The organism is Vannielia litorea (assembly GCF_018424695.1).
Lineage (GTDB): Bacteria > Pseudomonadota > Alphaproteobacteria > Rhodobacterales > Rhodobacteraceae > Vannielia > Vannielia litorea_A.
This window is the reverse complement of sequence record NZ_QTNQ01000056.1, coordinates 17,805-28,819: the sequence shown is the minus strand read 5'-3', so window position 1 is coordinate 28,819 and position 11,015 is coordinate 17,805. Positions and strand designations below refer to the sequence as shown.

Sequence of the window (11,015 nt, the reverse complement as noted above, 5' to 3'; positions counted from 1 at the left end):
GCACCGAGATGGTGATGCCGGGCGACAACGTGTCGTTCACCGTTGAGCTGATCGCCCCGATCGCCATGGAAGACGGCCTCCGCTTCGCCATCCGCGAAGGCGGCCGCACCGTCGGCGCCGGCGTCGTTTCGAAAATCATTGAATGATTTTCGGAACAGTGGGCGGCAGTCGCTTTCTCCAAGGAAAGCGATGAGAGCCCACACCGTTGAATAAGAGCGGTGAAAGGCAATCTGCCCGCCGCCCCGAAAAAAGCCTTTCAGGGCCGTCCCTTAGCGGGGCGGCCCTTTCTTTTTGCAGGAACGGGCAGGACAACCCCGGCGCGCGCCCTATCTCCCCTCCTAAGATGAACGAAGCAGTTCACCGCGCCAGCTCAGGGAGGCCAGCATCCATGACTATTTCCTTCAAACTCAACGGCGAGGAGGTGTCGGTCGATGCCCCCGAGGAGATGCCGCTCCTCTGGGTGATCCGCGACAAGCTCAAGCTTACCGGCACCAAGTTCGGCTGCGGCGTAGCCTCTTGCGGGGCCTGCACCGTGCATGTCGACGGCGAGCCGACCCGCTCCTGCCAGACCTGGATCTCCGATGTGGAGGGCCTCGAGGTCACCACCATCGAGGGCGCAAGCGGCCCGGTGGCCGAGGCGGTTCAGGCGGCCTGGCGCGCCAATGACGTGGTGCAATGCGGCTACTGCCAATCCGGCCAGATCATGCAGGCCGTTGGGCTACTGAGCGAAAACGCCGCGCCCACCGACGAGGATATCGACAGCTACATGGGCGGCAACGTCTGCCGCTGTGCCACCTACGTGCGGATCCGCGCCGCGATCCACGATGCTGCCAAGCGGATGGAGGGTTGAGACCATGAAGGATTTCAAAACATCCCGCCGCGCCTTCCTCGCCGGGGCGACCGCTGGCGCCCTTGTCATCGGCTTCGGGCCGAGGGGCACCCTGGCCGCTGGCCATGACGGCGCGCTCGTGCCCAACCCCTTCGTGAAGATCGCGCCCGATGGCACCGTGACGGTGATCCTCAAGCATTTCGAGATGGGGCAGGGCACAACCACCGGCCTCGCTACGCTGGTGGCCGAGGAGTTGGATGCCGACTGGGAGAAGGTGGCGATCGACTTCGCCCCCGCCGACGCCAGCCGCTATGCCAACACGCTGTTCGGCATGCAGGGCACCGGCGGCTCCACCGCCATGGCCAACAGCTACATGCAATACCGCCAGGCCGGGGCAGCGGCACGGGCCATGCTTCTGGAAGCCGCGAGCCTTGAGTGGGCGGTGCGCGCGAGCGAGATCGTGATCGAGAATGGCGTCGCCACCCACGGCAACTATCGCGCCACGCTGGGCGAGATGGTTGCGCTGGTGAAAGAGGGCGCCGAGCCGCCGACTGAGCCGATCCTGAAGGAGCCGAGTGCCTTCAACCTGATCGGCAAGGATATGCTGCCCCGCAAGGACACGCCTTCCAAGACCGACGGCACCGCCATTTTTGCGATGGACGTGGCCCCGGAGGGCGCGATCTATGCCGTGATGGCCCGTGCGCCCCGCTTCGGCGGCACCGTGGCCAGCGTCGATGATGCCGCCGCTCTGGAGGTGCCCGGCGTGACGGCGGTGAAGCAGACACCCAAGGGCGTCGCCGTCTTTGCGACCGATACCTGGGCCGCGATGCAGGGCCGCGAGGCTCTCACGATCGAGTGGGACTTCGCCAATGCCGAGGGCCGCTCCACCGACGAGATGGAAGCCGAATATGCCGCCGCGCTCGATGGCGACGGCCCGGTGGCCCGCGATGACGCGGGCGTGGCCGAGGCGCTGGCCTCGGGCTCGGCGGTGGAGGCGGAGTTCGACTTCCCCTTCCTCGCCCATGCGCCGATGGAGACCATGAACTGCGTGGTGCAGGCCAAGGACGGCAAGGTGCACATCTGGGATGGCTCCCAGTTTCCGACCGTGACGCAGATGGCCGTGGGCGCCGTGACAGGCGTCGGCCCGGAAAATACCTCCATCGAGACTGTTTACGCGGGCGGCTCCTTTGGCCGACGCGCGAATATGGACAGCGACTACCATGTGGAAGCCGCGATGGCCGCCATCGCCCTGGGCACCGATCAGCCGGTGAAGCTGGTGTGGACCCGCGAGGATGACGTGCGGGGTGGATATTACCGGCCAATGGTCAAGCATCGGGTAAAGATGGCGGTCGGGGCGGACGGCAAGCTCGCGGCGTGGCAATCGGATGTGGCCTCGAAGTCGATCTTCACCGGCACGCCGATGGAGCAGATGATCGTGCACGACGGGGTGGATCACTCCACCGTCGAGGGCGTCTCCGACACGCAATATGCGATCCCGGCGATGAAGGTTTCCGTGCGCAACATGGAAACCCCGGTGCCGGTGCTCTGGTGGCGTTCGGTCGGGCACAGCCACACCGGCTACGCCATGGAAGTGGCGATGGACATGGCCGCCGAAGCTGCGGGCGCTGATCCCGTGGCCTTCCGCGAAGAGCTGCTTGCGGGCAGCCCGCGCTTGCTGGGCGTGCTCCAGCTTGCGGCGGAAAAAGCCGGTTGGGGCAGTGACTTGCCCGAAGGCTGGGGCCGCGGCGTGGCGGTGCATCCCTCGTTCAACAGCTATGTGGCGCAGGTGGCAGAGGTTTCGACCGACGCCGATGGCCGGGTGAAGCTGGAGCGGATCGTGGCGGCGGTGGATTGCGGCGTGGCCGTGAACCCCGACGTGATCCGCGCGCAGGTCGAGGGGGCCATCGGCTATGGTTTGGGCCATGCGATGCGCCAGAAAATCACCCTCGACGGCGGCGAAGTGGTGCAGAGCAACTTTCCCGATTACGAGCCGCTCAGGATCAGCGACATGCCCAAGATCGAGGTGCATATCGTGCCCTCCGCCGAGGCGCCCACGGGGATCGGGGAGCCGGGGTTGCCGCCTGCGGCCCCTGCCGTGGCCAACGCGATCTTCAACGCCACCGGCAAGCGCATCCTGCGGCTGCCGATGGTGGATGCGGGCGTGGAGTTCGCCTGATATCGAAGGCTTCCGCCGCGCTCCAGAAGGGGCGCGGCGGGCTTTGCAGCTTTTCCCGGACCTGGCCCGCGTGGCGCCGTTAACCGCGATGAGCAGGGGGCCACAACCCATGCACAACCGATGCACATCCCATGCATATGCAAATCTGCAGGACGGTCGGCATTAATGCCCCGCGCGCCCCGGTGATTTCGGCTTGCCCGCCGGCGCAGTGCGGATAGCCTGCGGTGCATGGAGCACATCGAATTTGCCTACAGCCTGAACGGCCCCGATGCGGGGCGGCGGATCGACGATCACGATCACATCGTGGCGAAACTGAAGGCCGAAGAGCTGGCCTGGCTGCATCTGGTCGCCGACCACCCAGAGACCGATCCGTGGATGGCGGAGGTGCTCGATTTCGTCGAGCCGACAACGCGGGCCACGCTCACCGCCAAGTCCACTCGCCCGCGCGCCTCTGTGCAGGAAGACGGGCTGGTGGTGATCCTGCGCGGGGTCAACCTCAACCCTGGCGAGGAAGTGGAAGACATGGTCTCGCTCCGCGTCTTCCTCAACCCCGCGCGCATCATCACCCTGTCGCGCCGTCCGCTGCGCTCCGTCGCCGATCTGCGCGCCGCCGTCGAGGCGGGGGAGGGGCCGCAGAGCGTGGGCGCGTTTCTCGCCAACCTCGTGGAGCGGATGGGAACGCGGATCGACGAGGCGCTCTTCGACCTCGCCGAGCGGGTGGACGTGCTGGAGGATGCGGTGATAGCCGCGCCCGATCCGGCGCAGCGCGGGCAGGTGGTGGACGAGCGGCAGGAGGTGATCGACCTGCGCCGCTACCTCGGCCCGCAGCGCGACGCCATTCTTCACCTGGCCAGCGGCGGCCACGCCATGCTGTCCAAGCAGGACAGGCGGCAACTGGCAGAAGCGCATGACAGGCTGGTGCGCGCAGTGGAAGAGCTGGATGCGATGCGCGACAGGCTGATCGTGTTGAAGGACGAGATCGACAGCGCGGTGCAGGACAGGCTCAACCGAAACCTCTACCTGCTCTCGATCCTATCTGCGGTCTTCCTGCCGCTGGGCTTTCTGACCGGTCTGATGGGCATCAACCTCGGCGGCATGCCGGGGGCACAGAGCCCCTGGGCCTTCTGGGTGTTCACCGGGGCGTTGGTGGTTGTGGGGGGCTTGCAGCTCTGGGTGTTGCGGCGGCTGAAATGGATATGAGCCGCGCATGTAACGGCCGTCCGGCGTGACGGCGGCGCAGCTCCGGCCCTTCGCTGAGGGGCTCTGGCTCGCGGAGGCCGGGGAGGCCGTGGTGGCTGGCTTCCGCTATCCGCTGCGCATGGCTCTGGCCCGGCTGGCGAACGGTGGCCTCTGGGCCTGGTCGCCCGTGGCGCTGGACGACGATCTGAGGGGCGAGATCGGCGCACTCGGCGAGGTGGAGGCCATCGTTGCGCCCAACGGCCTGCACGATCTCTACCTGCGCGACTGGGCCAAAGCCTGGCCTGCCGCCCAGCTCTACGGCCCCGATGCCGAGGCCCTGCCGGGCCTGCAACGCTGGCCCGAGACGGGCTGGCCGGGGCAGATCGACCTTGCCGTGCTGCGCAACCGGATTACCGAAGAGGCCGTGTTCTTCCATCGACCCAGCCGGACGGCGCTGTTCTGTGACGTGATTCAGAATTTTCCGCCGGGGTATCAGGCCGGCTGGCGCGGCCTCGTCGCCCGGCTCGACCTGATGGAAAGCGGCGCGCCCGCCGTGCCACGAAAATTCCGCCTCGGCTTCGCGGGCCGGCGGGCAGAGGCGCGGGTGGCCATGCGCCAGATCCTCGGCTGGCAGCCGGAGCGGCTGGTGATGGCCCATGGCACGGTGCTGGAGACGGGCGCGGCCCCGGCCCTGGCGCGCGCCTTCGGCTGGTTGGGCGACGGATGAGGCCGCCGCGGGGGCCGGGGTGCGAATTGCCTCTTGCCAAGGCAGGCGCGCTTTCATATTCACGGCACCGGCCTTAGGGGTATAGCTCAGTTGGTAGAGCGACGGTCTCCAAAACCGTAGGTCGCGGGTTCAAGCCCTGCTGCCCCTGCCAGGCCTCCTATCTCTCCATAACCGACGACACGCCTATGCTCTTCGCGGTTCCCGTAGGTAGCCGCTTGTCCAGAAAGCTTCTGAGAACGGAAAAACGCCGTGCCCGCCTGGGGCAGCTGTTCTGTCAGGCTCCCGCCAATGCGCAGTGCAGAGGGCCGCGCCCGACCCTGGGTGGGCGCATCGCACGGCCGGTGCTTCGCGCTCTGCTCGAAACCTCTAATGCCGCCAGAGTGTCCCGCGACACCGCCAAAGCGCCCTCCCGGTGGGAGGGTCGGGCGCGGCCCGGGCTTGCAGCCCGCGCCATCCCTTGGCCGGTGATCCGCCGGAGCGGGTCTCCGTTGGCGGGCTTGGCGGGCGGTGGCAAGATCGTCGTCAAGCCGCCCCCTCGCCGGACCAGAATCTGCTCCCCACAGCCGCGAACCGCTTGAGATCGGTCGTTTCCGGCCTTTGCACACGCAGCGTAGCGATTGCCATGGGCCTGCCCCTCCGGTAACCAAGGCCGGACGAATTATTCTTGCGCGAGGGGAGTGACCGATGGCCGAGATCGAACGCGAATCCATGGATTATGACGTGGTCATCGTGGGCGCGGGGCCTGCGGGCCTGTCGGCGGCGATCCGGCTCAAGCAGCTCGATGCCGATCTGGACGTGGTGGTGCTGGAGAAGGGCTCGGAGGTGGGCGCGCACATCCTTTCCGGCGCGGTGCTCGACCCTTGCGGCCTCGATGCGCTGATTCCGGACTGGAAGGAAAAGGGCGCGCCGGTGAACGTGCCGGTGAAGAAGGACAACTTCTACATTCTCGGCGAAGAAGGTGCGATGCGGGTGCCGAACGTCCCGATGCCGCCGCTGATGAACAACCACGGCAATTACATCGTCTCCATGGGCAACGTCTGCCGCTGGATGGCCGAGCAGGCGGAAGAGCTGGGCGTCGAGGTGTTCCCCGGCATGGCCTGTTCCGAGCTGATCTACGAGGGCGACCGGGTGAAGGGCGTTGTGGCTGGTGAGTTTGGCCGCGATCCCGACGGCACGCCGGGCGCGGGCTATGAGCCGGGCATGGTGCTGAACGGCAAGTATGTGTTCCTCTCCGAGGGCGTGCGCGGCTCGCTCTCCAAGGAGGTGATCGGCAAGTACAACCTCGCCGAGGGCCATGAGCCGCAGAAATACGGGCTTGGCATGAAGGAGATCTGGGAGATCGACCCGGCCAAGCACCGCGAGGGCACCGTGACCCACACGATGGGCTGGCCGCTGGGCAAGAATGCGGGCGGTGGCAGCTTCATCTACCATCTTGAGAACAATCAGGTTTACGTGGGCTTCGTGGTGCACCTGAACTACAAGAACCCGCATCTCTTCCCCTACATGGAGTTCCAGCGGTTCAAGCATCACCCGATGGTGGCGGAGCTGCTGGAGGGCGGCAAGCGCGTAGCCTATGGCGCGCGGGCAATCACCGAGGGCGGCTATCAGTCGATGCCCAAGATGGTGGCGCCTGGCGTGGCGCTGCTGGGCTGCTCGGTCGGCATGGTCAACGTGCCGCGGATCAAGGGCAACCATAACGCCATGCTCTCGGGCAAGGCCGCTGCGGAGGCCGCTTTCGAGGCGATCAAGGCGGGCCGCGAGGGTGATGAGCTTGAGGCCTATGAGGCCGAGGTGCGCGGCGGGGCCATTGCCAAAGACCTCAAGAAGGTGCGCAACGTGAAGCCGATGTGGAGCAAGTGGGGCCTCTGGCCGTCGCTGGCGCTCGGCGGCTTTGACATGTGGACGAACAACCTATTCGGGTTTTCGCTCTTCGGCACCATGGCCCATGGCAAGACGGATGCGGAGGCCACCGGGCTGGCCGCCGATTTCGAGCCGATCGACTACCCCAAGCCCGACGGCAAGCTCAGCTTCGACCGGCTGACCAACGTGTCTTTCTCGATGACCAACCACGAGGAAAGCCAGCCCTGCCACCTGACGCTGAAGGACCCCAGCGTGCCGATCCAGTTCACCCTGCCGAAGTTTGCCGAACCGGCGCAGCGCTACTGTCCGGCGGGGGTGTACGAGGTGGTGGAGAAGGACGGCACACCGGAGTTTGTCATCAACTTCCAGAACTGCGTGCACTGCAAGACCTGCGACATCAAGGACCCGCCCCAGAACATCAACTGGACGGTTCCCCAGGGCGGTGACGGGCCGAACTACCCCAACATGTGAGGACGGGCGCGGCAGAGGCGTCACGATGGCGCGAGATTCCTCGTGACAACGGCTGTCGCGGCCCGGCTTCGTATTGTTTTGGCAAGCGCAGGGGTCTACCTTGCGCCGACACTGAACAAATGAGGTAGATCGGCCCCGTGATGAGCTCTTTGCGCCTGAAGACCGTCCTTCGCACCGCCACCGCCCTGACCCTGGCCGTGAGCTTCGCCCTGCCCGCCAGCGCCCAGCAGATCGACAGGGGGCTTGCGGGCTCTTACCTCGCCGCGCGGGTGGCCAGCTTCAACAACGATTTCCGCGCCGCCGCCGACTATTACACCCGCGCGCTGGTGCGTGACCGCTCCAATCCGCTGCTGATGGAAAACGCCATCCTCGCCTTCATCGGCCTCAGCGATTTTCAGGCTGCGACGCCGATTGCCCGGCAGATGGTGGAGATTTCCGAGAACAGCCAGATCGCGCAGCTGGTGCTGGTTGCCGCCGACCTGCGGGAAAAGAAATACGCCGAGGTGCTGGACAGCCTGGAAGGTGGCGAAGAAAGCGTGGGGCCGCTGGTGGACGGGCTGGTGCGAGCCTGGGCGAACCTCGCGCTGGGCGACATGGACAGCGCGGTGGAGGCCTTCGATGCCGCCGCCGCCGATACCGGGCTGAAGGCGTTCGGGCTCTACCACAAGGCGCTGGCCTATGGCGTGGCCGGCAATTTCGAGGCCTCGGACGAGATCTTTTCGGGGCGTGAAGCCGGGCCGCTGCGGCTGACCCGCCGGGGCGTGATTGCCCATGCGCAGGTGCTCAGCCAGCTGGGCCGCAATGAGGCCGCGCTGGAGCTGATGGAAAAGGCCTTCACCCGCGATCTGGACCCGGAGCTTGCCGCCATCCGTGACAGGCTGGAGGCGGGCGAGACCCTGCCCTTCACCGTGATCCGCTCTGCGGATGACGGGCTGGCCGAGGTGTTCCTCTCGGTGGCCGGGGCGCTGAAGGGCGAAACCACGGACAGCTACACGCTGCTCTACTCCCGCGCGTCCGAGCACCTGCGGCCGGATGACAACACCGAAGCGCTGCTGCTCTCTGCCGAGCTGCTCGACCAGATGGAGCAATACGAGTTGGCCACCCGCACCTATGACCGGGTGAAGCAGGATGACCCGGCCTTCCATGCCGCTGAAATGGGCCGCGCCGAGGCGCTGCGTCGCTCCGGCAAGGTGGAGGCCGCAACCGAGGTGCTGCGCCAGCTGGCCAAGAGCCGCCCCGAGATCCTCGGCGTGCACATCGCGCTGGGCGATATCCTGCGCGGGCAGGAGGCCTGGGCCGCCAGCGAGGCCGCCTATGACAAGGCGATCGCGCTGTTCGAGAGCGATCTGGAGACCCATTGGGTTGTCTACTACGCGCGCGGCATCACCCGCGAGCGGCTGAAAACCTGGGACGCCGCCGAATCCGATTTCCGCAAGGCGCTGGAGCTGCGGCCCAACCAGCCGCAGGTGCTGAATTACCTCGGCTACTCCTATGTGGAGATGGGTGAAAACCTCGACGAGGCGCTCGACATGATCGAACGCGCCGTGGCCGAGCGCCCCGACAGTGGCCACATCACCGACAGCCTCGGCTGGGTGCTCTACCGGCTGGGCCGTTACGAAGAGGCGGTGGGCCACATGGAGCGCGCCACCGAGCTGCTGCCGGTCGACCCGATCGTGAACGACCACCTGGGCGACGTTTACTGGGCCGTGGGCCGCCAACTGGAGGCCCGCTTCCAGTGGAAACGGGCGCTGTCCTTCGATCCGGAAGAGGAGGATGCCGCCCGCATCCGGCGCAAGCTGGAGCTGGGGCTGGACGCGGTTCTGGCCGAGGAAGGCGCAGAACCGCTCGCGGTGGCCAATGACGAAGGTTGAGGCCTTCGCCCCGGCCAAGATCAACCTCGCCCTCCACGTCACAGGCCGTCGTGCCGACGGTTACCACCTGCTCGATAGCCTCGTGTGCTTTGCGGGCGTGGGCGACCACCTGACGCTGCGCACGGCGGCGGGGATGAGCCTTGGCGCCTCCGGCCCATTCGGCGCCTCCGTGCCGCCCGGGCCCTCCAACCTCGTGCTGCGCGCCGCTGAGCTGATGGAGGCAGAGGCGGCGCGGCTCGGCCTGCCGGCGGGCGGCGTTTCGATCCAGCTGGAAAAGAACCTGCCGATGTCGTCCGGCCTCGGCGGCGGCTCTGCGGATGCCGCAGCGGCGCTCAGGGCGTTGTCGGAGCTGTGGCGGGTGCCGATGCCGGGGCCGCACCGGCTGGCGAAGGAGCTGGGCGCGGATGTGCCGGTGTGCCTGGACCCAGGTTCGGCCTGGCGGATACGCGGCATCGGCGAAGAGCTGACGCGGCTGGAGCGGCTGCCGCAGCTGAACCTGCTACTGGTCAACCCTGGCGTGCCGGTTTCGACGGCGGCGGTGTTCGGCCGGATGGAGCGGCATGACAATCCGCCCCTGCCCGAGCCGCCCGAGGCCCCCACACGCCGCGAGCTGGTGGACTGGCTCACATGGCAGCGCAACGATCTGGAGGCCCCCGCCTGCTCGCTCGCGCCGGAAATCGGCGAGGTGCTGGAGGAGTTGCGGCTGATGGAGGGCGTGATGTTGGCGCGGATGTCCGGCTCGGGCGCGTCTTGCTTTGCGATCTTCGAAGACAACGAGGCGCGCGACAGGGCAGCCGGTGTGCTGCGTGAGGACTGGCCGGAGTGGTGGGTGGCCGAGGGATAGCGCCCAATGGTGCGCCATGAATGCGCACCCTACAGGGTTGGCGTAGGGTGCGCATTCATGGCGCGCCGGGCAAGCGTCACCGGATGCGGGCCACCACGTAATCCGCAAGGTCGATAAGCATGTCGCGCATCTCGCCCTCCGGCAGCGGGGCCAGCGCCGCCTTGGCCCGGTCGGCCCAGCCTGTGGCCTCGGTGCGCGTGGCCTCAAGCGTGCCGTGCTTGGCCAGAAGCCCGAGCGCCGTGTCCAGGTCATCCTCTTCCTGCCGCCCGCGCTCGATGCAGTGCTTCCAGAAGGCGCGCTCTTCCTCGCTGGCCACCGCCACGGCCTTGATGACCGGCAGGGTCAGCTTGCGCTCGCGGAAGTCGTCGCCCACGTTCTTGCCAGTGGCCCCGGCATCGCCCGCATAGTCGAGGTAGTCGTCCACGATCTGGAAGGCGATGCCCAGTGCGTCGCCGTAGTCGAAGAGCGCCTGGCTCACCGCCTCTTCGGCGCCCGAAATCACTGCGCCCGCCTCGGTGGCGGCCGAAAACAGCGCCGCCGTCTTGCCCCGGATCACCTTCAGATAGACGTCCTCGTCGGTGGCCAGATCCTGTGCCGCGCTCAGTTGCAGCACCTCGCCCTCGGCAATGGTCGCCGCCGCGTTGGAGAGGATCGACAGCACCCGCAGGTTGCCCGGCTCGACCATGAGCTGGAAGGCGCGGGCAAAGAGATAATCACCCACCAGAACCGAGCTCTTGTTGTCCCAGAGCAGGTTAGCCGTGGGCCGGCCCCGGCGCTGGGCGCTTTCGTCCACCACGTCGTCATGCAGCAGGGTCGCGGTGTGGATGAACTCCACCGTCGCCGCGAGATGCACGTGGTAGGGGCCCGCGTAGCCGCAGAGCCGCGCCGCCGCCAGCACCAGCATGGGCCGAAGCCGCTTGCCGCCCGCCTCGATCAGATGTGCCGAAACCTCGGGGATGCGCGGGGCGTGTTCGGAGGCCATGCGCTCGGCGATCAGCGCATTGACCGCCGCCATGTCGCCTTCCAGCGCTGCCGCCAGCCGCTCGTGCGGCTTGGTC

General features: G+C 67.1%; 8 protein-coding genes, 1 tRNA gene and 1 pseudogene. 9 read left to right on the top strand and 1 reads right to left on the bottom strand.

All coding sequences use genetic code 11. The annotated features are described in order from the left end of the window. The 9 genes and pseudogenes from tuf to DYI42_RS16675 all read left to right on the top strand — a co-directional run. Positions 1–146: pseudogene (gene tuf, locus DYI42_RS16715) on the top strand (elongation factor Tu); the annotation flags it as partial. Positions 147–388: 242 nt separating this feature from the next. Further along, positions 389–850: a (2Fe-2S)-binding protein gene (locus DYI42_RS16710; RefSeq protein ID WP_213547248.1), complete on the top strand. Its 462-nt coding sequence runs from the start codon at positions 389–391 to the stop codon at positions 848–850. Between the two features lie 4 nt (positions 851–854). Beyond that, a complete protein-coding gene (locus DYI42_RS16705) occupies positions 855–3,005 on the top strand; it encodes a xanthine dehydrogenase family protein molybdopterin-binding subunit (RefSeq protein ID WP_244867982.1) in 2,151 nt (716 codons plus the stop codon). A 228-nt stretch (positions 3,006–3,233) separates the two neighbouring features. After that, the gene (locus tag DYI42_RS16700; RefSeq protein WP_213547244.1) at positions 3,234–4,205 is read left to right on the top strand and encodes a zinc transporter ZntB; all 972 of its coding nucleotides are present in this window, start codon (positions 3,234–3,236) and stop codon (positions 4,203–4,205) included. 25 nt (positions 4,206–4,230) lie between these two features. After that, a complete protein-coding gene (locus DYI42_RS16695) occupies positions 4,231–4,911 on the top strand; it encodes a DUF4336 domain-containing protein (protein ID WP_244867981.1) in 681 nt (226 codons plus the stop codon). Positions 4,912–4,986: 75 nt separating this feature from the next. Beyond that, positions 4,987–5,062 (top strand) — tRNA-Trp (locus tag DYI42_RS16690). Between the two features lie 533 nt (positions 5,063–5,595). Beyond that, positions 5,596–7,242: an electron transfer flavoprotein-ubiquinone oxidoreductase gene (locus tag DYI42_RS16685; protein WP_213547236.1), complete on the top strand. Its 1,647-nt coding sequence runs from the start codon at positions 5,596–5,598 to the stop codon at positions 7,240–7,242. A gap of 140 nt (positions 7,243–7,382) precedes the next feature. Then, positions 7,383–9,113: a tetratricopeptide repeat protein gene (locus DYI42_RS16680; RefSeq protein WP_213547230.1), complete on the top strand. Its 1,731-nt coding sequence runs from the start codon at positions 7,383–7,385 to the stop codon at positions 9,111–9,113. Continuing rightward, the gene (locus DYI42_RS16675) at positions 9,100–9,957 is read left to right on the top strand and encodes a 4-(cytidine 5'-diphospho)-2-C-methyl-D-erythritol kinase (RefSeq protein WP_213547229.1); all 858 of its coding nucleotides are present in this window, start codon (positions 9,100–9,102) and stop codon (positions 9,955–9,957) included. The genes DYI42_RS16680 and DYI42_RS16675 overlap by 14 nt, the downstream gene beginning before the upstream one ends. A gap of 76 nt (positions 9,958–10,033) precedes the next feature. Here DYI42_RS16675 and DYI42_RS16670 read toward each other — a convergent pair whose 3' ends face one another. Then, entirely contained in the window at positions 10,034–10,972 is a 939-nt protein-coding gene (locus DYI42_RS16670) for a polyprenyl synthetase family protein (protein ID WP_244867983.1), read from the bottom strand. Positions 10,973–11,015 lie beyond the last annotated feature (43 nt).

Bases quoted from the DNA above. Each gene is read 5' to 3' on its own strand.
- DYI42_RS16710 (WP_213547248.1), top strand. From the start codon at position 389: ATGACTATTTCCTTCAAACTCAACGGCGAGGAGGTGTCGGTCGATGCC.
- DYI42_RS16705 (WP_244867982.1), top strand. From the start codon at position 855: ATGAAGGATTTCAAAACATCCCGCCGCGCCTTCCTCGCCGGGGCGACC.
- DYI42_RS16700 (WP_213547244.1), top strand. From the start codon at position 3,234: ATGGAGCACATCGAATTTGCCTACAGCCTGAACGGCCCCGATGCGGGG.
- DYI42_RS16685 (WP_213547236.1), top strand. From the start codon at position 5,596: ATGGCCGAGATCGAACGCGAATCCATGGATTATGACGTGGTCATCGTG.
- DYI42_RS16680 (WP_213547230.1), top strand. From the start codon at position 7,383: ATGAGCTCTTTGCGCCTGAAGACCGTCCTTCGCACCGCCACCGCCCTG.
- DYI42_RS16675 (WP_213547229.1), top strand. From the start codon at position 9,100: ATGACGAAGGTTGAGGCCTTCGCCCCGGCCAAGATCAACCTCGCCCTC.
- DYI42_RS16670 (WP_244867983.1), bottom strand. From the start codon at position 10,972: ATGGCGGCGGTCAATGCGCTGATCGCCGAGCGCATGGCCTCCGAACAC.